21 protein-coding genes are annotated in these 21496 nt (G+C 67.3%); 12 read left to right on the top strand and 9 right to left on the bottom strand.

Translation table 11 applies throughout. The features are described from left to right. Positions 1–51 precede the first annotated feature (51 nt). Positions 52–1050 (bottom strand): sulfate ABC transporter substrate-binding protein, encoded by a 999-nt coding sequence (locus H165_RS0106725; RefSeq protein WP_017938150.1) that lies wholly within the window; start codon positions 1048–1050, stop codon positions 52–54. 181 nt (positions 1051–1231) lie between these two features. Beyond that, a complete protein-coding gene (gene oscA / locus H165_RS0106720; RefSeq protein ID WP_017938149.1) occupies positions 1232–1411 on the bottom strand; it encodes a sulfur starvation response protein OscA in 180 nt (59 codons plus the stop codon). A gap of 278 nt (positions 1412–1689) precedes the next feature. Between oscA and H165_RS0106715 the strand changes: the two genes are divergently transcribed. The 3 genes from H165_RS0106715 (at position 1690) to H165_RS0106705 (ending at position 4854) form a co-directional block, all read left to right on the top strand. Continuing rightward, on the top strand, positions 1690–3099 hold the full coding sequence (locus tag H165_RS0106715) for a sodium:proton antiporter (RefSeq protein WP_017938148.1): 1410 nt from the start codon (positions 1690–1692) through the stop codon (positions 3097–3099). 173 nt (positions 3100–3272) lie between these two features. Next, positions 3273–3854, top strand: coding sequence for an RBBP9/YdeN family alpha/beta hydrolase (locus H165_RS0106710; RefSeq protein ID WP_017938147.1), 582 nt, complete (start codon positions 3273–3275; stop codon positions 3852–3854). 70 nt (positions 3855–3924) lie between these two features. Beyond that, on the top strand, positions 3925–4854 hold the full coding sequence (locus H165_RS0106705) for a sigma 54-interacting transcriptional regulator (RefSeq protein ID WP_017938146.1): 930 nt from the start codon (positions 3925–3927) through the stop codon (positions 4852–4854). Here H165_RS0106705 and H165_RS0106700 read toward each other — a convergent pair. From H165_RS0106700 to H165_RS0106680, 5 genes are all read right to left on the bottom strand, one after another. Then, complete coding sequence (locus tag H165_RS0106700) at positions 4851–6035, bottom strand: MFS transporter (RefSeq protein WP_017938145.1); 1185 nt, start codon at positions 6033–6035, stop codon at positions 4851–4853. The genes H165_RS0106705 and H165_RS0106700 overlap by 4 nt on opposite strands. Positions 6036–6134: 99 nt before the next feature. Beyond that, a complete protein-coding gene (tcyN, locus tag H165_RS0106695; protein ID WP_017938144.1) occupies positions 6135–6887 on the bottom strand; it encodes an L-cystine ABC transporter ATP-binding protein TcyN in 753 nt (250 codons plus the stop codon). Beyond that, positions 6887–7555: a cystine ABC transporter permease gene (tcyL, locus tag H165_RS0106690; protein WP_017938143.1), complete on the bottom strand. Its 669-nt coding sequence runs from the start codon at positions 7553–7555 to the stop codon at positions 6887–6889. The genes tcyN and tcyL overlap by 1 nt, the downstream gene beginning before the upstream one ends. Further along, the gene (gene tcyJ, locus H165_RS0106685) at positions 7552–8349 is read right to left on the bottom strand and encodes a cystine ABC transporter substrate-binding protein (RefSeq protein ID WP_017938142.1); all 798 of its coding nucleotides are present in this window, start codon (positions 8347–8349) and stop codon (positions 7552–7554) included. The genes tcyL and tcyJ overlap by 4 nt, the downstream gene beginning before the upstream one ends. 142 nt (positions 8350–8491) lie before the next feature. After that, positions 8492–9481 carry a D-cysteine desulfhydrase gene (locus tag H165_RS0106680; RefSeq protein ID WP_017938141.1) on the bottom strand — a complete coding sequence of 330 codons (990 nt, stop codon included), beginning with the start codon at positions 9479–9481 and terminating at the stop codon, positions 8492–8494. Between the two features lie 333 nt (positions 9482–9814). On the opposite strand from H165_RS0106680, the gene H165_RS0106675 reads away from it, so the two are divergent. Then, the gene (locus H165_RS0106675) at positions 9815–11098 is read left to right on the top strand and encodes an OprD family porin (protein WP_017938140.1); all 1284 of its coding nucleotides are present in this window, start codon (positions 9815–9817) and stop codon (positions 11096–11098) included. A gap of 353 nt (positions 11099–11451) precedes the next feature. Here the strand turns inward: H165_RS0106675 and H165_RS0106670 are convergent, their stop codons facing one another. Further along, entirely contained in the window at positions 11452–12450 is a 999-nt protein-coding gene (locus H165_RS0106670; RefSeq protein WP_017938139.1) for a sulfate ABC transporter substrate-binding protein, read from the bottom strand. 236 nt (positions 12451–12686) lie between these two features. Here H165_RS0106670 and H165_RS0106665 point away from each other — a divergent pair, with 236 nt between their 5' ends. The 7 genes from H165_RS0106665 to H165_RS0106635 all read left to right on the top strand — a co-directional run bounded on the left by H165_RS0106665 (position 12687) and on the right by H165_RS0106635 (position 18215). Next, positions 12687–13325, top strand: a complete 639-nt coding sequence (locus H165_RS0106665) for a peroxiredoxin (RefSeq protein ID WP_017938138.1) — start codon at positions 12687–12689, stop codon at positions 13323–13325. Positions 13326–13334: 9 nt separating this feature from the next. Then, positions 13335–13916, top strand: coding sequence for an NADPH-dependent FMN reductase (ssuE, locus tag H165_RS0106660; RefSeq protein WP_017938137.1), 582 nt, complete (start codon positions 13335–13337; stop codon positions 13914–13916). Between the two features lie 120 nt (positions 13917–14036). Beyond that, positions 14037–15008 carry a sulfonate ABC transporter substrate-binding protein gene (locus H165_RS0106655; protein WP_017938136.1) on the top strand — a complete coding sequence of 324 codons (972 nt, stop codon included), beginning with the start codon at positions 14037–14039 and terminating at the stop codon, positions 15006–15008. 87 nt (positions 15009–15095) lie between these two features. Then, complete coding sequence (gene ssuD / locus H165_RS0106650) at positions 15096–16244, top strand: FMNH2-dependent alkanesulfonate monooxygenase (RefSeq protein WP_017938135.1); 1149 nt, start codon at positions 15096–15098, stop codon at positions 16242–16244. 76 nt (positions 16245–16320) lie between these two features. Then, a complete protein-coding gene (gene ssuC / locus H165_RS0106645; RefSeq protein ID WP_017938134.1) occupies positions 16321–17115 on the top strand; it encodes an aliphatic sulfonate ABC transporter permease SsuC in 795 nt (264 codons plus the stop codon). Next, complete coding sequence (gene ssuB, locus H165_RS0106640) at positions 17112–17921, top strand: aliphatic sulfonates ABC transporter ATP-binding protein (protein ID WP_017938133.1); 810 nt, start codon at positions 17112–17114, stop codon at positions 17919–17921. Before ssuC ends, ssuB begins: the two co-directional genes overlap by 4 nt. 78 nt (positions 17922–17999) lie before the next feature. Next, positions 18000–18215, top strand: coding sequence for a TOBE domain-containing protein (locus H165_RS0106635; protein WP_017938132.1), 216 nt, complete (start codon positions 18000–18002; stop codon positions 18213–18215). A 33-nt stretch (positions 18216–18248) separates the two neighbouring features. Here the strand turns inward: H165_RS0106635 and H165_RS0106630 are convergent, their stop codons facing one another. Beyond that, positions 18249–20141, bottom strand: coding sequence for a putative bifunctional diguanylate cyclase/phosphodiesterase (locus H165_RS0106630; RefSeq protein WP_017938131.1), 1893 nt, complete (start codon positions 20139–20141; stop codon positions 18249–18251). Positions 20142–20292: 151 nt separating this feature from the next. Between H165_RS0106630 and desA the strand changes: the two genes are divergently transcribed. Beyond that, entirely contained in the window at positions 20293–21480 is a 1188-nt protein-coding gene (desA, locus tag H165_RS0106625) for a delta-9 fatty acid desaturase DesA (RefSeq protein WP_017938130.1), read from the top strand. Positions 21481–21496 lie beyond the last annotated feature (16 nt).

Below are 21496 nucleotides of genomic sequence, written 5' to 3'. Positions count from 1 at the left end.
GGATTCTAACTCCCCAGGGCCGCGGGAGGGCGAGCCTCCCGCGATTCGTCCTCAATGGGCCTGGTAGATCTGGTCGAAGACGCCGCCGTCACCGAAGAATTTCGGCTGAGCGACCTTCCAGCCGCCGAAGTGCTCGTCGATGGTCACCAGTTTCAGGTCCGGGAACTGCTCGGAGAACTCGGCAGCCACCGACTTGTCGCGCGGCCGGTAGAAGTTCTTCGCGGCGATGCGCTGGCCTTCCGGCGAGTAGAGGTAGTTCAGGTAGGCCTCGGCCAGCTTGCGGGTGCCCTTGCGCTCGACGTTCTTGTCCACCACGGTGACCGGCGGCTCGGCGAGGATGGAGAGCGACGGAGCGACGATCTCCAGGTTGTCGCCGCCTTCCTCCTTGAGGGCCAGGAAGGCTTCGTTCTCCCAGGCCAGCAGCACGTCGCCGATCTTGTTGTTGACGAAGGTGATGGTCGAGCCGCGGGCGCCGGTGTCGAGCACCGGGACGTTCTTGTAGAGCTTCTCGACGAATTCCTTGGCCTTCTCCTCGCTGCCGTACTGCTGCTCGGCGTAGGCCCAGGCGGCCAGGAAGTTCCAGCGCGCGCCGCCGGAGGTCTTCGGGTTCGGGGTGATCACCGAGACGTCCTCGCGCACCAGGTCGTCCCAGTCCTTGATGTTCTTCGGGTTGCCCTTGCGCACCAGGAACACGATGGTCGAGGTGTACGGGGTGCTGGAGTCCGGCAGGCGCGACTGCCAGTCCTCGGGGATCAGCTTGCCGAGGCTGTGCAGCTCGTCGATGTCGCCGGCCAGGGCCAGGGTCACCACGTCGGCGCGCAGACCGTCGATCACCGCGCGGGCCTGCTTGCCCGAGCCGCCGTGGGACTGCTGGATGGTCACCGGCTCGTTGCCTTGCTCTTTCCAGTACTTGGTGAAGGCCTGGTTGAACTCGACGTACAGCTCGCGGGTCGGGTCGTAGGACACGTTGAGCAGGGTCTGCTCGGCCAGCGCCGGGCCGGCGATCAGGGTGCTGGCCAGGGCGGCCAGGGCGAAACGGCGGATGGTCATGGTCTTGGCTCCTGAAATTCGACTGTTGTTTGTTCAGCTTCTGGGTTGGCTGGGTTGGCGGTTGGCGCTGCGGTTTCTCAGGGCCGCATTCGCGTGCAGCGCGGCACCGGGATGCTCGCGCTGGGGCTGCTGAATCGGGGAAGCATGCGGCGTACCTCCGGCGGTCCGGTCGGGATGAGGATCAGGACTGCTTGCTGGGCTGCTGCAGGCGGAATTTTTCCTTGCGCTCGATCTGCACGACCTGGCCGTTGTGGACGGTGATTTCCACCGAGCCGAATCGCAGGCCCTGCAGGGCGCTATGGATCTCGCGCAGGATGCCGGCTTCGTCCTGGCCTTCGATGCTGCGAAGAGGGGCGCTCATCTCGATCTGCTCCTTTGAGAAAGGTACCCGTGACGTGGGAAGGTCGCTGGGCGTGGAGCGGATAGTAGAAAAGCCCTTAATATTCTGAAAAATACTATTTAAGAATTTTGACATACGAATTTGTTTTGATTGGGGCGAATGGCTGTCGCCCTCGCCGTCCAGTCCTGCTTTAATGCAGCCCTTTACCGCGGGACGCCGCCAGCACACCGGCTGCCGTCGGACAATGGAATGCCTCCTGAACGGCTGGCGCCCGGCACCACTCTCGCTTGGGGATTCGTATGAAAGCGCTTTGCACCTGGCTGTGTGCCGCCCTCTGTCTCTGCCTGCCCGGCCTGGCCGCGGCGGCCGAACTGGACGGGGCGGTACTGAGCCTGCTCTGGGCCGTGCCCTTCGTCGGCATCCTGCTGTCGATCGCCTTGTTGCCGATCTTCGCCGGGCATGTCTGGCATAACCACTTCGGCAAGATCACCCTGGCCTGGGCGCTGGCCTTCCTGATCCCCTTCTGCGTCGAATACGGCCTGCACGACAGCGCGGCGTTGGTGGTCCACGCCCTGCTTGCCGAGTACATCCCCTTCATCATCTTGCTGTTCGCCCTCTACACCATCTCCGGTGGCATCCTGCTGTGGGGCAACCTGCACGGCTCGCCGGCGGTGAACACCGGTCTGCTGGCCATCGGCGCCCTGCTGGCCTCGCTGATGGGCACCACCGGGGCGGCCATGCTGCTGATCCGCCCGCTGCTGCGTGCCAACGACAACCGCAGGCACCGCGTGCACGTGGTGGTGTTCTTCATCTTCCTGGTGGCCAATGTCGGCGGCGGCCTGACCCCGCTGGGCGACCCGCCGCTGTTCCTCGGCTTCCTGAAGGGTGTCGACTTCCTCTGGACGGTACAGCACATGGCCCTGCCGGTGGCCCTGCTGAGCGCGGCCCTGCTGCTGGTCTTTTACCTGCTCGACCGCCACTTCTATGCCCGCGAGGACGAGTTGCTGCCCAGGGACCCCTCGCCGGACTCGCCGCTGCGCCTGTACGGTAAGTGGAACCTGCTGCTGCTCGCCGGCGTGGTAGGCGCGGTGCTGCTCTCCGGACTCTGGCAGTCGGGCGTGCGCTTCGACGTCATGGGCACTCCGGTGGAGCTGCAGAACCTGGTGCGTGACGCCCTGCTGATCGGCCTGGCGCTGGTCTCCCTGGCCATTACCCCGAAGCAGGTGCGTGCCGGTAACGAGTTCGACTGGGGGCCTATCCTCGAGGTTGCCAAGCTGTTCGCCGGGATCTTCGTCACCATCGCCCCGGCCATCGCCATCCTGCGCGCCGGCAGCGCGGGCGAACTGGCCGCGCTGGTGGGCCTGGTGACCGGCGCCGACGGCCAGCCGATCGACGGCTGGTACTTCTGGCTGTCCGGCGGTCTGTCCGCTTTCCTCGACAACGCTCCCACCTACCTGGTGTTCTTCAACCTGGCCGCCGGCGATGCCCAGGTGCTGATGCACCAGCTGCCCGGCACCCTGCTGGCGATCTCCATGGGCTCGGTGTTCATGGGGGCCATGACCTACATCGGCAATGCGCCGAACTTCATGGTCAAGGCCATCGCCGAGCAGCGCGGGGTGGCCATGCCGAGCTTCTTCGGCTACATGGCCTGGTCCCTGGTGATCCTGCTGCCGCTGTTCGTGCCCCTGCACCTGGTGTTCTTCCTCTAGGCGCTAGGAGCGCCGTGCCGGTCGAGGAAGTCCCGGCCGGCGGCACAGGCAGCGTCCTTGCGCGTCACAAATTAACAAAAATGCATAAATAAATAATTTCTTATTCCTTAACAGACATATCCCGGCCTCCTAGACTGGCGCCCATCGAGACCCACGTTTCCAAGGAGGCCGAGATGGCCACGCCGAGCATTCGCTACCTGATCCTTCCCGGCTGGCAGGGCTCGCCGGACGATCACTGGCAGAGCCACTGGCAGCGCAGCCTGCCCAACGCCGTGCGGGTCGAGCAGCGCGACTGGCAGAATCCGCGCCGCCTGGACTGGGTGGCCGCCCTGGAGCAGGCGGTCGCCGCCGAGCCGACCCCGGCCATCCTGGTCGCCCACAGCCTGGGCTGCATCACCGTCGCCCACTGGGCTGCGCAGGCGTCCCCGGCACTACTCGCCCGGGTACGCGGCGCCCTGCTGGTGGCCCCGGCGGACGTCGAGCGGCCGGGTTGCCCGGCAGAGCTGCGCGACTTCGCGCCCATCCCCCGTGCGCTGCTGCCGTTCCCCGCCCAGTTGGTCGGCTCGGACAACGACCACGCCGCCAGCGTGCCGCGGGTTCTGGAGCTGGCTCGCGACTGGGGCGCCGAGACGGCGATCCTCGCCGGCGCCGGGCACATCAACGTGAGGTCCGGGCACCGCCGCTGGGAGCAGGGCTTCGCCTACCTGTACCGCCTGCAGGGGCTGATCGAGCAGCAGGCCCGCCGCCGCGCCTGAGCCCCCTTTCATCCGACCGGAAAGCACCCGGGCCGTCGCCCCTGCGGCCGGCCCGGGCGGGAGCATTGCCATGACCGATCAGAACCACATAGCCCAGCCGCTGTTGACCCTGCCCGACGCCGACAGGAGCCCGCTGAGCATCCGTGCCAAGGCGCTGGTGTTCGTCGACCCGCGCTCGCGCCAGCTGCGCGAGGCCATGCAGCGCCTGGCGCCGAGCGGCCTGCCGGTGCTGATCCAGGGCGAGACCGGCACTGGCAAGGAGCTGCTGGCCCGGCACATCCACCGCGAGAGCGAGCGGCCCGGGCTGTTCGTCGCAGTCAATTGCGGCAGCCTGAGCCCCAGCCACGGCGAGGCCGAGCTGTTCGGGCATACCGCCAGCGCCCATGCCGGCGCGGCCAGCAGCCGGGCCGGCTGGTTCGGTTCGGCCAACGGCGGCACCCTCTACCTGGACGAGATCGGCGACCTGCCGCTGGCGCTGCAAGGCAAGCTGCTCGCCGCCCTGGAGACCCGCGAGGTGATCCGGGTCGGTGCCAGCCAGGCGCAGCCGGTGGACGTGCGTCTGGTGGCCGCCACCAGCATCGACCTGGCCCAGGCGGTGGCCGCCGGCAAGTTCTACGAGCGGCTGTTTCTCTATCTCAACGAAGGCCGTCTGCGGCTGCCGCCGTTGCGCGAGCGGATCGGCGACATCCTGCCGCTGGCCGAGTACTTCCTCGGCGTGCACGCCCAGCGTCTGCGCCTGCCGCTACCGCTGATCAGCAGCGCCGCCCAGCAGCAGCTGGAGACCTACGTCTGGCCAGGCAACACCCGCGAGCTGGAGAGCGTCATCCACTTCGCTCTGCTGGTCTGCCCGGGCGCGGAGATCCGCCCTGAGCACCTCAACCTGCCGGCGCCGGACCTGGCCGGGCTGGCTGCCCAGCTGCGCCGGCTGGCCGCCGATCCGGCCCGCCAGGGGGAACTGCGTACGCTGCTCGACGAGCTGGGCGGCGCGCTGTCCGGCTAGGCCGGACGCCGGACTAGACGTTCGCGAGTGGCGCGCAGCGGTGGCAGCGGCAGGGCGGCCAGCACGCTCAAGACCAGCACCCCGACGCCCAGCAGCGGCAGATTGGCCAGCCCGTAGTGGGCGCTCAGCCAGGCCCCGCCGAGCCAGGCGCCGCTGGCGTTGCCGAGGTTGAAGGCGGCGTGGCTCAGGGTCGCCGCCAGGCTGGCCGATTCCCCGGCCTGTTCCACCAGCAAAAGCTGCAGCGGCGAGGAGATCGCGAAGCTGGCGATGCCCCAGAGCAGCAACAGGCCGAGTGGCAGCAGCGGCTGGCCGAGCAGGGCGAAGAGGCCGAGCAGGGCCAGCGCGCTGCTGCCCAGGGCCAGGGGAATGGCATGGCGCAGACCACGGTCGGCGAGACGCCCGCCGAGCAGGTTGCCTAGGGTCAGGCCGATGCCGAACAGCAGCAGGGCGCCGTTGTTCTGCTCGGCGCTGTAGCCGCCCACCTCGCGCAGTAGCGGGCTGATGTAGGTGAACACGCTGAACAGCGCCACCGAGGACAGGCAGCAGATGCCCAGGGCATGCAGCACCGGGCGGCGCAGCACGCCGCTCCAGGCGCCCTGCGCGTTGCGCTGCGGGGCTTGGCCGTGGGGTAGCCAGAGCAGCTGGGCCAGCCAGGTGAGCAGGCCGAGGCCGGCGACCACGAAGAAGGTTACCCGCCAGCTGGTGGCCTGGCCCAGCCAGGCGCCCAGGGGGACGCCGAGCACGTTGGCGATGGTCAGCCCGCTGAGCACCAGGGCCATGGCCGAGGCGCGGCGCTCTATTGGGGCCAGCTCGGCGGCCAGCAGGGTGGCGCAGCCGAAGAAGCCGGCATGGCTGATCGCGGTGAGCATGCGCGCGGCGAGCAGCCAGCGGTAGTCCGGGGCGAGGGCGCAGGCCAGGTTGCCGAGGGCGTAGGCGCCCATCAGCCAGAGCAGTGCGCGACGCCGTGGCAAGCGGCCGAGCAGCGGGCCGAGTAGCGGCGCGCCGATCACTACGCCCAGGGCGTAGGCACTGACCAGCAGGCCGGCGTCGGCCAGGCTGACCCGAAGGTCGCCGGCCACCTCCGGGAGCAGGCCCATGATGATGAATTCGCTGCTGCCGACGACGAAGCCGCCGAGGGCCAGCGCCAGCAGGGGCAGGGAGAGGAGGGAGGCGGGAGTCATGGACAAATCTGGGTACGGCACAGGGCGGGGGCGCGCATTGTGCGGCAATTGCCTGGCGGCGGGAATGCCCGCGTGATCTTCCCGCGTGGCGGAGGTGCCCTAGTGACCGGTGCCGAGGAACTTGCGCAAGAACTGCCGGGTGCGTTCTTCCCGGGGTGCGCTGAACAGCTCGCGGGCCGGGCCCTGCTCGACGATCAGTCCTTGGTCGATGAACACCGCGCGGTTGGCCACGTCGCGGGCGAAGCTCATCTCGTGGGTGACGATCACCATGGTGCGGCGCTCCTCGGCCAGGCTGCGGATGGTGCTGAGCACCTCGCCGACCAGCTCCGGGTCGAGTGCCGAGGTGGGCTCGTCGAAGAGGATCACGTCCGGTTGCATGGCCAGCGCACGGGCGATCGCCACGCGCTGCTGCTGGCCGCCGGAGAGGCGCTTCGGGTAGGCGTTCTCCCTGCCTGCCAGGCCCACCTTCGCGAGTAGCGCCCGGCCGCGCTCCTCGGCCTGGGCGCGGGGTTCCTTCTTGACCACCAGCGGACCCTCGATGACGTTCTCCAGGGCGGTGCGGTGGGGGAACAGGTTGAAGTTCTGGAACACGAAGCCGACGTGCTGGCGCAGCTGGCGGATCAGCGCCTGCTGGGGCTTGAGCGGGCGGTCCGCGTCGACCTCGATGTCGCCGACCCGGATACGCCCGCCGCTGGGCGTCTCCAGCAGGTTCAGGCAGCGCAGCAGGGTGGTCTTGCCCGAGCCGCTGGGGCCGATGATGGCCACCACCTCGCCGGCGCTCACCTCGAGGTCGATGCCCTTGAGCACCTCATGGCCCTGGAAGGCCTTCTTCAGGTTGCGGACGGAAATCATCAGGAATCCAGTTCGTGGCGGTTGGCGCGCGCCTCCAGGCGCCCCTGGCCGTAGGCCAGGACGCTGGCCAGCGCCCAGTAGAGCAGCGCGGCGGCGAGGTACATGGTGAAGATCTCGAAGGTCCGCGCGGTGATCAACTGCGCCTGGCGGAATAGTTCCGGCACCTGGATGGTGGCGGCCAGGGCGGTGTCCTTGACCAGCGAGATGAAGCTGTTGCCCAAGGGCGGCAGCGCGGTGCGCGCGGCCTGCGGGAGGATCGCCCGGTACAGGGTCTGCGTGCGGGTCATGCCGATGCTGGCGGCGGCCTCCCACTGGCCGCGGTCGATGGAGGCGATGGCGCCGCGGAGGATCTCCGAGGTGTAGGCGGCCATGTTCAGGGAGAAGCCGATCAACGCCGCCGGCAGCGGCTCCAGCTGGATGCCCAGCTGCGGCAGGCCGTAATAGATCATGAACAGCTGGACCAGCAGCGGGGTGCCGCGGAAGAAGGACACGTAGACCCGCGCCAGGCCGCGCAGCGGCGCTACGCCGTAGAGGCGCGAGAGGGCCAGCACGAAGCCCAGCAGCAGGCCGAAGAACATGCCGCCGATGCTCAGCACTATGGTGTAGACCGCCCCCTTGAGCAGGAAGGGGGCGGAGTCCAGGACCAGTTGCAGGCTGGTCTCGATCATTGGGTGACGTCAGCCTTGAACCATTTCTCGGAGAGCTGCCCGAGGGTGCCGTCGGCGCGCAGCTTGGCGATCGCCCGGTTGATCGCCGCCAGCAGCTCCGCGTTGCCCTTGCGCAGGGCCACCCCGGCCTCCTGGCGGGAGAACGGCTGACCGGCCACCACCAGCTGACCGCCGGTCTTCTCGACCATGTCGAAGGCAGCCAGGCGGTCGATCAGGATGGCGTCGATGCGACCGAAGCGCAGGTCCTGGAGCTTGGTGGGGTCGTCGTCGTAGGTCTTGATCACGGCGCCCGGCACGTTCTCCTTCAGCCACTGCTCGTAGTTGGTGCCCAGGCCGACGCCGACCTTCTTGCCGGCCAGGCTGCGTGGGCCGGTGAACTGCGCGGCGTTGTCCTTGCGCGCCATGGCCTGGATGCCGGAGACCGTGTAGGGGGTGGAGAAGTCGTACTTGCGACTGCGCTCCTCGGTGATGGTCACCTGGTTGATCACCGCATCCAGGCGCCCGGACTCCAGAGCGGCGAGGATGCCGTCCCACTTGGTCGGCTGGAACTCGGCCTTCACCCCCAGTTCCCTGGCCAGGGCCTCGGCGAACTCCACCTCGAAACCGGTCAGCCGGCCGCTTTCGTCCTGGTAGTTGAACGGCGGGTAGGTGCCTTCCAGACCGATCTTGATGCTGCCCTTGGCCTGGATCTGTTCAAGCAGGTCGGCGGCGAGGGTCGGGAGGCTGAGACTGGCGCCGAGCAGCAGGCTCAGGCTGCCGAGCAGGAAACGGCGGCGGAGGGCGGTAAGGCGCATCGATAGACCCCTTCGGCTGAAGATGGTGTTTAGCAGGTTAGGTCAACTCTTGGGAATTGCGACTATAGGGCCAGCTCTCTTATTCGTATAAATAATTAAAAATTATCTTAAGTGCGCACCTGGTTATTTATCAGTGCTCCGATCAGGATGGGCACGCATAGGCGAACAGCGCCGGCGAACCACCGGTGTGCAGGAACAGCAGCGGCCCCTCGGCGAAGGACTGGCGCTCGATGCCGTCCAGCAGCCCGGCGAAGGCCTTGCCGGTGTACACAGGGTCGAGCAGCAGGCCCTCGCTGCCGGCCAGCCGACGGATCGCCGTCCAGGAAGCGGGGTTGGGCTCGCCGTAGCGCGGCGCGTAGTACTGGTCCCAGAGCTCCACGTCCACCTCCGGCACGGGCACGCCGAGCAGCGTGCCGATGCCCTGCAGCAGGCCATCCACCTTGGGTCGCTGGCCGGCCTGCGGCCGCGACACCGTGACCCCCACCACCCGGGTGCCGGGCAGCGCGTGGCCCAGGCCGAAGGCCAGTCCGGCATGGGTGCCGGCGCTGCCGGAGGCGAGCACCACCGCGGCGAAGCGCTTGCCGCTGCGCTCGATCTGCCCGGCCAGCTCCAGGCCGGCGCGCACGTAGCCCAGGGCGCCCAGTGGGTTGGAACCGCCGATGGGCACCAGATAGGGCCGCCTGCCGGCGGCGCGCAGGCGTTCGGCGGCGGCCTGCAGCTGGGCGTCGGCATCGTCCAGGTTGTCCACCAGCTCCACTTCGGCGCCGAACAGCTCGAGCAGTCGGCGGTTGCCGTTGCCCAGGTAGTCCGGCGAGTCGGTGTCGATCGGGTTCTCCAGCAGGGCCAGGCAGCCCAGGCCCAGGCGCGCGGCCACCGCAGCGGTCTGGCGCACGTGGTTGGACTGGATGGCCCCGGCGGTCACCAGGGTATCGGCGCCCTGGCGCAGGGCGTCAGCGGCGAGGAATTCCAGCTTGCGCACCTTGTTGCCGCCGAGGGCGAAGGAGGTGGCGTCGTCACGCTTGACCCAGATGTCCCGGCCGAGTTGGCGGGACAGGCGTTCCAGACGCTCCAGCGGGGTGGGCGCGGCGAACAGGTCGAGACGTGGGAAGCGGGCGAGGGCGGTGGCGAGCATGTTGGACTCCGGAGGCGGGACAGGCAGAGATTCTTTATAGCCAGCGCCTTGCGCCGGTGAAACCCGCGCAGTGGCGTGGTCCGCCGGCAGGCGAGGCATAATCCCGTCCATGCTATGGACGAATTGGAATAAAAAACGAACAAATAATTCTTTTTGGATTTATGGAAATTTGGTTACTGTGCGCATCCTCCGCCGTAAGGATCGGGCGGCGGGCCGTGCCTCCGGACTGAAACGGTCCCCTGGACCCTGCAGCGGTCGTGCGAAACGAATTCCAAAAGAAAGCGAAAGATCTTAGGAGCAAATCACGATGAACAAGTCCCCCTGGCGCTGGCCGTGGCCCTTGGCGCCCTGTCCCTGCAGGCGAATGCCGGCGGCTTTATCGAGGACAGCACCTCCTCCCTGACCCTGCGCAACTTCTATTACGACCTGAACAACAAGAACACCGCGGATAACCGCAACGAGGCCAACGAATGGGGCCAGGGCTTCATCTTCAACTACGCCTCCGGCTTCACCGAAGGCACCGTGGGGGTGGGCGTCGACGTGATCGGCCTGCTCGGCGTCCGCCTCGATGGCGGTGGTGATGGCGATACTGCCAACCGCCGCAAGCCCGGCCAACTGTTCCCGACAGAGAGCAACGGCAAGGCGGCCCATGAATACAGCAAGGCCGGCGCGACCGCCAAGCTGCGCATTTCCAAGACCGAGGCGCGCATTGGCACCCTGCTGCCCAAGCTGCCGGTGGTGACCTACAACGATGGCCGCCTGCTGCCGCAGCTGTTCGAAGGCGGGCAGATCACCTCCAACGAGATCGATAACCTGACCCTGACCGCCGGTCAGCTGGAGCACACCAAGACCCGCAGCTCCACCGACGACATCGGTCTGCGCATCGCCGGCGCCAGCGAGAACACCAACAAGTTCTACTTCGCCGGCGGCGACTGGAAGGTCAGCAAGGACCTGACCCTGCAGTACTACTACGGCAACCTGGAAGACTTCTACAAGCAGCACTTCCTGGGCGCCAGCCACAACTGGCAGATCGGTCCGGGAAGCCTGAAGACCGACCTGCGTTACTTCGACAGCCGCGCCGACGGCAAGAACGGCAGTGCCGCCGGCCGCGCCGAGGGCTACACCAGCAACGGCTACTGGCACGCTGGCGATCCGCACGACGGCGAAGTCGACAACCAGACCTGGAGTGCGCTGTTCACCTACACCCTGGGTGGCCACTCGGCCAGTCTCGGCTACCAGCAGGTCGAGGGCGACAGCGCCTTCCCGTTCCTCAACCAGGGTGACGGCTCCACTGCCTACCTGATCACCGACCGTCAGATCGGCAAGTTCCTCAGCGCCGGCGAACGCACCTGGCTGGCCGAGTACGGTTACGACTTCGCCAAGCTGGGCTTGCCGGGCCTGAAGGCCAGCGTCGTCTACCTGAAGGGCGACAACGTGGACTCGGCCAATGGCGACCTGAAGGAATGGGAGCGTGACTTCCGCCTCGACTACACCCTGCAGGACGGTCCGCTGAAAGGCCTGGGCTTCTCCTGGCGCAACGCCTCCCAGCGCGGCAACGTGACCACCGACAGCGACGAGAACCGTCTGATCGTCAGCTACACCCTGCCCCTGCTCTAAGCGGGGCACGGACGGGCCGCGGCACCGGCGGCCCGTACCGGCTCTTTCCTCAAAGTGGTGTTCCGCCGGGCCCAGGGCCCGGCTTTTTCATTTATGCCTGGTCGATTTCTGCCGCTGCCTGGGCAAGGCGAAGGGCTGTCTTCCTGGCGCGGATAGGCAGGATCTTTCGCACGATCCACGCCGCCCTCGGAAGGTAGCCGGGGCCTGGCTCAGGGCTTGCCAATGGGGCGAACGGGCAACAGCGTAGGCAGCCTCCTGGCAGGGCCGTGGCCACGGGCGAATCACGGCAGATTTTCCCTGACCGGAAATGACAAGGCCCGGCAGAAGCCGGGCCCTGGGTGGGGAAGAGGCGATCAGTTGCCAGCGTAGATCTGGTCGAACACGCCACCGTCGTTGAAGTGGATCTTCTGGATTTCCGGCCATTCGCCGAAGGTCTTCACCACCGGCAGGAAGTCCACCTTCGGGAAGCGGTCGGCGAACTCGGCGAGGATCTTCGGGTTGCGCGGGCGCAGGTAGTTGTTGGCGGCGATGCGCTGGCCCTCGTCGGACCACAGGTACTTCAGGTAGGCCTCGGCCTCGGCGCGGGTGCCTTTCTTCTCGACCACCGTGTCGACCACCGCCACCGGCGGTTCGGCTTCGGCGGAGACGCTCGGGTAGACCACCTCGAAGCTACCGCGGCCGAATTCGCGGGCGATCATCTCGGCCTCGTTCTCGAAGGTCACCAGCACGTCGCCGATCTGGTTCTGGATGAAGGTGGTGGTGGCGGCGCGACCGCCGGTATCCAGCACCGGCACCTGCTTGAACAGCTTGCCGACGAACTCGCGAGCCTGCTGCTCGTCACCGCCGTTCTTCAGCACGTAACCCCAGGCGGACAGGTAGGTGTAGCGGCCGTTGCCGGAGGTCTTGGGGTTGGGCACCACCACCTGGACGCCGTCCTTGAGCAGGTCCGGCCAGTCCTTCAGGCCCTTGGGGTTGCCCTTGCGGACGATGAACACGGTGGCCGAGGTGAAGGGCGCGCTGTTGTCCGGCAGGCGGCTGGCCCAGTCCTGCGGCACCAGGGCGCCGTTGTCGGCCAGGGCGTTGATGTCGGTGGCCATGTTCATGGTGATCACGTCGGCGGGCAGGCCGTCGATCACTGCGCGGGCCTGCTTGCTGGAGCCGCCGTGGGACATCTGGATGGTCACCGGTTTGTTGCCCTGGTCCTGCCAGTACTTCTGGAAGGCCGGGTTGTATTCCTTGTAGAAGTCGCGCATCACGTCGTAGGAAACGTTCAGCAGGGTGGTCGCCTGCGCCGCGCCCGAGGCCAGCGCCAGGCCGGCGGCGAGCAGGGAGGTGGTCAGCAGTCGCTTCATGGATGGATCCTTGGCTGGGGTGTTGGCGAAACGCCGGTACTATAAGGCTAGCTTTTTATTCCGATAAAGAATATTTGCTTCGTTGCTTATAGCCGGATGACGGCAATTGTACTCCCGAGCAGTGGGTCTGCCTCATATTTCTTAATTTCATAAATAAATTTTTATTTATTCTTTTTAATTTGGCTCGGCTCCCAGCATAGTGTGCTCCACAGAACACATTGCACAGGAGCCGCACCATGAGTCTCAGACTGGGCGACATCGCCCCCGACTTCGAACAGGATTCCAGCGAAGGCCGCATCCGCTTCCACGAGTGGCTGGGCGATAGCTGGGGCGTGCTGTTCTCCCACCCCGCCGACTTCACCCCGGTGTGCACCACCGAGCTGGGTTTCACCGCCAAGCTGAAGGACGAGTTCGCGGCGCGCGGCGTCAAGGTGCTGGCCCTCTCCGTGGACCCGGTGGAATCCCACCTGAAGTGGATCGAGGACATCAACGAGACCCAGAACACCCGGGTGAGCTTCCCGATCATCGCCGACGCCGACCGCAAGGTGTCCGAGCTGTACGACCTGATCCACCCGAACGCCAACGACACCCTGACCGTGCGTTCGCTGTTCATCATCGACCCGAACAAGAAGGTGCGCCTGATCATCACCTACCCGGCGAGCACTGGACGCAACTTCAACGAGATCCTGCGGGTGATCGACTCCCTGCAACTGACCGACAACCACAAGGTTGCCACCCCGGCCAACTGGCAGGACGGCGACGAGGTGGTGATCGTTCCCTCGCTGCAGGACCCGGAGGAGATCCAGCGTCGTTTCCCGCGTGGTTACCGGGCGGTGAAGCCCTACCTGCGCCTGACCCCGCAACCGAACCGCTGAGGGCGCGCGATGTTGGTAGTTTCCCTGGGCGGCAGCCCCGCCCAGCGCTCGCGTTCCAACCTGTTGCTGGAGCGCTCGCGGGGCTGGTTGCAGCGGCAGGGCGTCGAGGTGGTGGAATACCGGGTGACCGATTTCCCCGCCGAGGTCCTGCTGCATGCCCGCTTCGACAGCCCGCACGTCGCCGACCTGCGGGCCCAGGTGGCCAATGCCGACGGCCTGCTGGTCGCCACCCCGGTCTACAAGGCGTCCTTCTCCGGCGCCCTGAAGACGGTGCTCGACCTGCTGCCGGAACGCGCCCTGGAGAACAAGGTGGTGCTGCCGCTCTCCACCGGCGGTAGCAAGGCCCACTTGCTGGCGGTCGACTACGCGCTGCGTCCGGTGCTCAGCGCCCTGAAGGCCGAGGAGGTGCTGCAGGGCGTGTTCGCCGACGACAGCCAGATCGCCTACGGCGAGAACGGCGCCCCGGCGCGCTACGAGATGGCGCTGCTGGAGCGCCTCGAGGAGGCCCTGCAGCAGTTTCACCAGGCCCTGGTACGTCGCCCCAAGGTCCTGGACAAGAACCTGCTGGCCACTGCCCGCTGGAGCGTTTAGGGGCAGCAACCAGTTCCGCGTGGTTCGCCGGAAGGGCGGGCCGCGGCAAACCCAGCCTTACGTACCCGCCAACGGGGCCGCAGGCGCAACCGACACCACGTACAGAAGAGGAGGGCGCCCATGCGCACCATCACTCTGCGTCGGAGCCTGGCCGTCCTGTTCGTTGCGGCCCTGTCCTTCGGCGCCATCACCCAGGCTCAGGCCGAAGCCCTGCGCATCGGCTATCAGAAGTACGGCACCCTGGTGCTGCTCAAAGCCAAGGGCTCTCTGGAGAAACGCCTGGCCGAGCAGGGCATCGAGGTGAAGTGGACCGAGTTCCCCGGCGGCCCGCAGCTGCTGGAAGGTCTCAACGTCGGCTCCATCGACTTCGGAGTGACCGGCGAGACCCCGCCGGTGTTCGCCCAGGCCGCCGGTGCCGACCTGCTCTACGTGGCCAGCGAGCCGCCGGCGCCGACCAGCGAGGCGATCCTGGTGCCCAAGGAGTCGCCGGTGCAGTCGGTGGCCGACCTCAAGGGCAAGAAGGTGGCCCTCAACAAGGGCTCCAACGTGCACTACCTGCTGGTCCGCGCTCTGGAAGACGCCGGTCTCAAGTACAGCGACATCCAGCCCGTGTACCTGCCGCCGGCCGATGCACGCGCCGCCTTCGAGCGCGGCAGCGTGGACGCCTGGGTGATCTGGGACCCCTTCCTGGCCGCCGCCGAGCAGCAGCTGCGGGCCCGTACCCTGCGTGACGGCACCGGCCTGGTCGACAACCACCAGTTCTACCTGGCCACCCGCAGCTACGCCGAGCGGCATCCTCAGGTGATCAGCGCCTTGGTCGAGGAAATCCGTGCCGTCGGCGAGGACTCCAAGAGCGATCCGGACAAGGTCACCGAACAGGTCGCGCCGCTGCTCGGCCTGCCTGGGGACATCACCGCCATCGCCGTGAAGCGTCAGGGCTACGGTGCTCGCTTCATCACCCCGGAGGTGGTCGAGGCGCAGCAGAAGATCGCCGACACCTTCACCGCGCTCAAGCTGATTCCCAAGAAGCTGAGCATCGCCGAGGTGATCTGGACTCCGCCGGCCGACAAGGTGGCCCAGGCCGCCCAGTAACCCCCGATCCCAAGCAACGGGCCCCCCAAGGGGCCCGCCGAATTCCCATTCGCGAAGCCCCATTTCAGCCCTTAAGGAGACCACTCCATGAGCCTCAACATCTTCTGGTTCCTGCCCACCCACGGCGACGGCCACTACCTGGGCACCGCCGAAGGTGCGCGTGCCGTTGACCACAGCTACCTCGCGCAGATAGCCCAGGCCGCCGACCGTCTGGGTTACGGCGGCGTGCTGATCCCCACCGGGCGCTCCTGCGAGGACTCCTGGCTGGTGGCCGCTTCGCTGATTCCGGTGACCCAGCGCCTGAAGTTCCTGGTAGCCCTGCGTCCGGGGATCATTTCGCCGACCGTGGCCGCGCGCCAGGCGGCGACACTGGATCGTCTGTCCGGCGGCCGCGCGCTGTTCAACCTGGTGACCGGCGGCGACCCGGACGAACTGGCCGGCGACGGCCTGCACCTCAACCATGCGGAGCGCTACGAGGCCTCCGTGGAGTTCACCCGCATCTGGCGCCGCGTGCTGGAAGGCGAGACCGTCGACTACGACGGCAAGCACATCCAGGTGAAGGGCGCCAAGCTGCTTTTCCCGCCGATCCAGCAGCCGCGTCCGCCGCTGTACTTCGGTGGTTCCTCGGAGGCCGCCCAGGAACTGGCCGCCGAGCAGGTGGAACTGTATCTGACCTGGGGCGAGCCGCCGGCCGCGGTGGCCGAGAAGATCGCCCAGGTGCGCGAGAAGGCCGCCAGGCACGGCCGTACGGTGCGCTTCGGCATCCGCCTGCACGTGATCGTCCGCGAGACCAACGAGGAGGCCTGGGCCGCCGCCGACCGCCTGATCAGCCACCTCGACGAGGACACCATCGCCCGCGCCCAGGCCTCCCTGGCGCGCTTCGACTCGGTGGGCCAGCAGCGCATGGCCGCCCTGCACGGCGGCAAGAAGGAGAATCTGGAAGTGTCGCCGAACCTCTGGGCCGGGGTCGGCCTGGTGCGTGGCGGCGCCGGCACCGCGCTGGTCGGCGACGGTCCGACCGTGGCGGCGCGGGTCAAGGAATACGCCGACCTGGGCATCGATACCTTCATCTTTTCTGGCTACCCGCATCTGGAGGAGGCCTACCGGGTCGCCGAGCTGCTCTTCCCGCACCTGGACGTGGCCCGTTCGCAGGAGCCCGAGGCACGCGGCTACGTAAGCCCGTTCGGGGAAGTGGTGGCCAACGACATCCTGCCGAAGTCGGCTTCGGCGAGCTGACTCCGGCGCCGCTCCCCGCCGGGGAGCGGGACAGAACGCAACACCGGCTCACAAGGTTTTTTCTTCGAGGCAGACAATGAGCAACACGAACTTTCACAAGCTGGCCCAGCGGGCGGCGCCCTGGCTGCTGCCGCTGGCCCTGCTGAGCACCTGGCAGCTGGCGGTCAGCACCGGCTGGCTGTCCAGCCGCATCCTCCCGGCGCCCAGCGCGGTATTCGCCGCCGGCGTCGAGCTGGTCGGCAGCGGCGAGCTCTGGCAGCACCTGGCGATCAGCGGCTGGCGTGCCCTGGTCGGGCTGGCCATCGGCGGCGGCCTGGGCCTGCTGCTCGGCTTCATCACCGGCCTGTCGAAATGGGGCGAGCGCCTGCTCGACAGCTCGGTGCAGATGCTCCGCAACGTGCCGCACCTGGCGCTGATCCCGCTGGTGATCCTGTGGTTCGGCATCGATGAGAGTGCCAAGATCTTCCTGGTTGCCCTCGGCACCCTGTTCCCCATCTACCTGAACACCTACCACGGCATCCGCAGCATCGACGCCGGCCTGGTGGAGATGGCACGCAGCTACGGCCTGTCCGGCTTCGCGCTGTTCCGTCAGGTGATCCTGCCCGGCGCGCTGCCGTCGATCCTGGTCGGCGTGCGCTTCGCCCTCGGCTTCATGTGGCTGACCCTGATCGTCGCCGAGACCATTTCGGCGAGCAGCGGCATCGGCTACCTGGCGATGAATGCCCGCGAGTTCCTGCAGACCGATGTGGTGGTGCTGGCCATCCTGCTCTATGCCGTGCTCGGCAAGCTGGCCGACCTGGCCGCCCGTGGCCTGGAGCGCGTCTGGCTGCGCTGGCATCCGGCCTACCAGGCGAAGGGAGGTGCCGCATGACCGCCTTCAACGCTCCGCCGTCGCTCAAGCGCGGCATCCCGCTGGCCCTCAAGGGGATCACCAAGGCGTTCGGCGAACGCCAGGTGCTGCACGGTATCGACCTGTACATTCCGGCCGGTCAGTTCGTCGCCGTGGTCGGCCGCAGCGGCTGCGGCAAGAGCACCCTGCTGCGCCTTCTGGCCGGTCTCGACACGCCCACCGGCGGCGAGCTGCTGGCCGGCTCGGCGCCGCTCGCCGAGGCCCGGGAGGACACCCGGCTGATGTTCCAGGACTCGCGCCTGCTGCCCTGGAAGCGGGTGATCGACAACGTCGGCCTCGGCCTGTCCGGCGACTGGCGGCCCAAGGCCCGGGAAGCCCTGGAGGCCGTCGGCCTCGGCGACCGCGCCCAGGAATGGCCGGCGGCGCTGTCCGGCGGGCAGAAGCAGCGCGTGGCCCTGGCCCGCGCTCTGGTCCACCAGCCGCGCCTGCTGCTCCTCGACGAGCCGCTCGGCGCCCTGGACGCGCTGACCCGCATCGAGATGCAGCAGCTGATCGAGCGGCTCTGGCAGCAGCATGGCTTCACCGTGCTGCTGGTCACCCACGACGTGCACGAAGCGGTGGCCACCGCCGACCGAGTGATCCTCATCGAGGACGGCCGCATCGGTCTCGACCTGCCGGTCGGCCTGGCCCGCCCGCGCTCCGCCGGCTCGCCGCTGCTCGCTGCGCTGGAGGCCGAGGTGCTGGCCCGGGTGCTGGCCCAGCCGGTGCTGCCGGCCGAGCCGGAACCCGTCTCGCCGCTGCCCACACAACTGCGCTGGGCCTTGTAAGAGCAACCCGCAGGACCGGGCATGGTGCCCGGTCCCGCCCCTGAAGACCTGATTCATCGACCCCTGGAGAAAGAAGCCATGACCATCAAAGCCATCAATGTCCGCAACCAGTTCAAGGGCACCATCAAGGACATCGTCCTCGGCGACGTGCTGTCGGAAATCGACGTGCAGACCGCCGCCGGCATCGTCACTTCGGTGATCACCACCCGTTCGGTGCGTGAGCTGGAGCTGCAGGTGGGCAGCGAAGTGATCGCCTTCGTGAAGTCCACCGAAGTGTCCATCGCCAAGCTCTGAGCCTGGCGACTCCAGACGCTGCGCCAGCCAGGCTCAGGTGGCCCCCTGGGTGAGCTGTTCCGGGCTGGCCGGCTGCGGACGGCCGAACAGGTAGCCCTGGCCGAAGTCGCAGCCCAGCTGGCAGAGGCGCTCTGCCTGTTCCGGCTGCTCGATGCCTTCGGCGAGCACCTTGAGGCCCAGGCTATGGCCCAGGGTGATCACCGAGTTGACGATCGCCAGGTCGGGGCCGTCGTCGGCCAGGCCCTGGACGAAGCTCTGGTCGATCTTCAGCTTCTGCACCGGCATCTCCTTCAGTCGCGCCAGCGACGAGTAGCCGGTGCCGAAGTCGTCGATCGCCAGGCGCACACCCAGCTGGCGCAGGCGGCGCATCAGCTCCAGGGCGGCGTCCGGGTCGTCCATCACCGCGCTCTCGGTGATCTCCAGCTCCAGACGCCGCGGCTCGGCGCCGGTGCGGGCGAGGATCTCGGCGACCTGGCTGTCCAGCTCGCTGCGACCGAACAGCCGGCTGGAGATGTTCACCGCGAGGAACTCAAGGTGCGGCCAGGCGGCGAGTTGCCGGCAGGCCTGTTCCAGCGCCCAGATGTCGAGCTGGGCGATCTGCCCGGTTTCCTCGGCCAGCGGGATGAATTCCCCCGGCGGCACCAGACCGCGCTCCGGATGCTGCCAGCGCAACAGCGCCTCGGCGCCCACCTGGCGGCCATTGTGCAGGTCGACGATGGGCTGGAAGTACAGGCGCAGCTGGCCTCTGTCCAGGGCCTGACGCAGGGCGATGGTCAGCTCGATGCGCTGGCGCGACAGCGCGGTGAGTTCCTGGTGGTAGAACACGAAGGTCTGGCGGCCTTCGCTCTTGGCCTTGAACAGCGCCGAGTCGGCGTTGCGCAGCAGCTGCTCCACCGACTGGGCATCGCGCGGGTAGAGGCTGATGCCGATGCTGCCGGAGACCACCAGCGGCCGGTTGTCGATCTCGATGGGCGCCTGCAGTGCCTCCAGCAGGTTTCTGGCCAGCGCCGCCGCCTGGATCGGCGACTGGCAGTCCTCGTAGAGCACGGCGAACTCGTCGCCGCCCAGGCGGGCCAGGGTGATGCCTTCGCGCAGATGGGCGCGCAGCCGCTGGCCGATCGCCTTGAGCAATTGGTCGCCGCTGTTGTGGCCGTAGCTTTCGTTGATGTACTTGAAGTGGTCGAGGTCGAGGATCATCACCGCGCCGCCGCTCTGGTGCAGACGGCTGTATTCCAGGGCGTGCTCGACGCGGTCGACGAACCGCAGGCGGTTGGGCAGATCGGTGAGCAGGTCGTGGTGGGCCAGGTAGTCCAGCTCGCTCTGCGAGTGCTTGATGGCACTGATGTCGGAGAACACCGCGACGTAGTGGGTGGTGCGCCCCGACTCGTCCTGGATGGCGCGCAGGTTCTGCCACTGCGGGTAGATCTCGCCGTTCTTGCGGCGGTTCCAGATCTCGCCGCTCCAGCTCCGGGTCTTGGCGATGGACTGCCACATCGCCTGATAGAAGGCCTGGTCGTGGCGCCCGGACTTGAGCACGCGCGGGGTCTGGCCGAGCACTTCGTCCTCGCGGTAGCCGGTGATGCGGGTGAACGCCGGGTTGACGTGGATGATGCGCATCTGCGCGTCGGAAACCAGTACCCCCTCCTGGGTGGCCTCGAACACCACGGCGGCCTGGCGTAGGCGCTCGTCGTGGCGGTGTAGCTCGCGTCGGTAGCGCTGCTGTTGGCGTTCATGGGCGCGCAGCAGGGCGTACAGGGCCAGGGCGGAAAGCAGGGCGAAGGCAACGTGGCGCAGCAGGTAGACCTTCTCGCTGGTCAGCCCGCCGAGCGGCAGGGCGTGGGTCAGGGCGGCTCCGAGGAAGATCCACGCGCCGGCCAGCAGCAGGTAGATCAGGGTCAGGCGCAGCGCGCTTGAGAGCTGGGACATGGGATAGGGACGCAAGGCTGTTTGATTATGGCCCTGCAGAACACATTCTGATCAAAAAGATCGGCTGGTTTTCTGAACCCAGTCAGACATAATGCTTGCAGGTTTGTGCGACAAATCTACCTCATTCACCCCTCCCGAGGCACCCCGCTCTATGTGGTACAACGGTCTTCTCGACCTGTCGGTGTGGCAACTGGTTGCCGTCACCCTGATCCTTACCCACGTGACCATCATATCGGTCACCGTCTACCTGCATCGCTATTCGGCCCATCGGGCCCTGGAGCTGCATCCCGCTCTCAAGCATTTCTTCCGGTTCTGGCTGTGGATGACCACCGGCATGAACACCCGCGAGTGGACCGCCATCCACCGCAAGCACCACGCCAAGTGCGAAACCGTCGACGACCCCCACAGCCCGGTGATCAAGGGCCTGGGCACGGTACTGCGCAAGGGCGCCGAGCTGTACCGCGAAGAGGCGAAGAACCAGGAAACTCTGCGCATCTATGGCAAGAACTGCCCGGACGACTGGATCGAGCGGCATGTCTACAGTCGCTTCCCGATCGGCGGCGTGACCCTCATGGCGCTGATCGACCTGGCCCTGTTCGGCGCCCTCGGCCTGACCGTCTGGGCGGTGCAGATGATGTGGATCCCGTTCTGGGCCGCCGGGGTGGTCAACGGCCTCGGCCACTACATCGGCTACCGCAACTTCGAGTGCCGCGACGCCGCCACCAACCTGGTGCCCTGGGGCATCATCATTGGCGGCGAGGAGCTGCACAACAATCACCATACCTATCCGAACTCCGCCAAGCTGTCGGTGAAGAAGTGGGAGTTCGACCTGGGCTGGGCGTGGATCAAGCTGTTCAGCTTCCTTGGTCTGGCTAAGGTGCAGCGCGTCGCGCCCATCGCCCACCGGGTCGAGGGCAAGCGCAGCCTGGACATGGACACCGCCCTGGCGATCCTCAACAACCGCTTCCAGATCATGGCCCAGTACCGCAAGCTGGTGATCGCCCCGCTGGTCAAGCAGGAGCTGGCCAAGGCCGACGCCTCGGTGCGTCACCTGTTCCGCCGCGCCAAGCGCCTGCTGGCCCGTGAGCCGAGCCTGCTGGAGGAACGCCACCAGGCGCGCATCGCCGACCTGCTGGCGCAGAGCCAGGCTCTTAAGGTGATCTACGAGAAGCGCCTGGCGCTGCAGCAGATCTGGGCGCGTACCAGCGCCAACGGCCACGAGATGCTGGAAGCCATCAAGCAGTGGGTGGTGGACGCGGAAAGCAGCGGCATCCAGTCGCTGCGAGACTTCGCCGAGCAGCTGAAGACCTATTCGCTGCGTCCCGCCGCGGCGGTCTGACCGGCCCGTCACGCAC

The organism is Pseudomonas thermotolerans DSM 14292, assembly GCF_000364625.1.
GTDB lineage: Bacteria > Pseudomonadota > Gammaproteobacteria > Pseudomonadales > Pseudomonadaceae > Aquipseudomonas > Aquipseudomonas thermotolerans.
Note: the sequence above shows the minus strand (reverse complement) of the source record. Positions and strands in the feature narration are given on the sequence as shown.

Excerpts from the sequence above, each read along its gene's own strand:
- H165_RS0106725 (WP_017938150.1), bottom strand. The coding sequence starts at position 1,050 with ATGACCATCCGCCGTTTCGCCCTGGCCGCCCTGGCCAGCACCCTGATC.
- oscA (WP_017938149.1), bottom strand. The coding sequence starts at position 1,411 with ATGAGCGCCCCTCTTCGCAGCATCGAAGGCCAGGACGAAGCCGGCATC.
- H165_RS0106715 (WP_017938148.1), top strand. The coding sequence starts at position 1,690 with ATGAAAGCGCTTTGCACCTGGCTGTGTGCCGCCCTCTGTCTCTGCCTG.
- H165_RS0106710 (WP_017938147.1), top strand. The coding sequence starts at position 3,273 with ATGGCCACGCCGAGCATTCGCTACCTGATCCTTCCCGGCTGGCAGGGC.
- H165_RS0106705 (WP_017938146.1), top strand. The coding sequence starts at position 3,925 with ATGACCGATCAGAACCACATAGCCCAGCCGCTGTTGACCCTGCCCGAC.
- H165_RS0106700 (WP_017938145.1), bottom strand. The coding sequence starts at position 6,035 with ATGACTCCCGCCTCCCTCCTCTCCCTGCCCCTGCTGGCGCTGGCCCTC.
- tcyN (WP_017938144.1), bottom strand. The coding sequence starts at position 6,887 with ATGATTTCCGTCCGCAACCTGAAGAAGGCCTTCCAGGGCCATGAGGTG.
- tcyL (WP_017938143.1), bottom strand. The coding sequence starts at position 7,555 with ATGATCGAGACCAGCCTGCAACTGGTCCTGGACTCCGCCCCCTTCCTG.
- tcyJ (WP_017938142.1), bottom strand. The coding sequence starts at position 8,349 with ATGCGCCTTACCGCCCTCCGCCGCCGTTTCCTGCTCGGCAGCCTGAGC.
- H165_RS0106680 (WP_017938141.1), bottom strand. The coding sequence starts at position 9,481 with ATGCTCGCCACCGCCCTCGCCCGCTTCCCACGTCTCGACCTGTTCGCC.
- H165_RS0106670 (WP_017938139.1), bottom strand. The coding sequence starts at position 12,450 with ATGAAGCGACTGCTGACCACCTCCCTGCTCGCCGCCGGCCTGGCGCTG.
- H165_RS0106665 (WP_017938138.1), top strand. The coding sequence starts at position 12,687 with ATGAGTCTCAGACTGGGCGACATCGCCCCCGACTTCGAACAGGATTCC.
- ssuE (WP_017938137.1), top strand. The coding sequence starts at position 13,335 with ATGTTGGTAGTTTCCCTGGGCGGCAGCCCCGCCCAGCGCTCGCGTTCC.
- H165_RS0106655 (WP_017938136.1), top strand. The coding sequence starts at position 14,037 with ATGCGCACCATCACTCTGCGTCGGAGCCTGGCCGTCCTGTTCGTTGCG.
- ssuD (WP_017938135.1), top strand. The coding sequence starts at position 15,096 with ATGAGCCTCAACATCTTCTGGTTCCTGCCCACCCACGGCGACGGCCAC.
- ssuC (WP_017938134.1), top strand. The coding sequence starts at position 16,321 with ATGAGCAACACGAACTTTCACAAGCTGGCCCAGCGGGCGGCGCCCTGG.
- ssuB (WP_017938133.1), top strand. The coding sequence starts at position 17,112 with ATGACCGCCTTCAACGCTCCGCCGTCGCTCAAGCGCGGCATCCCGCTG.
- H165_RS0106635 (WP_017938132.1), top strand. The coding sequence starts at position 18,000 with ATGACCATCAAAGCCATCAATGTCCGCAACCAGTTCAAGGGCACCATC.
- H165_RS0106630 (WP_017938131.1), bottom strand. The coding sequence starts at position 20,141 with ATGTCCCAGCTCTCAAGCGCGCTGCGCCTGACCCTGATCTACCTGCTG.
- desA (WP_017938130.1), top strand. The coding sequence starts at position 20,293 with ATGTGGTACAACGGTCTTCTCGACCTGTCGGTGTGGCAACTGGTTGCC.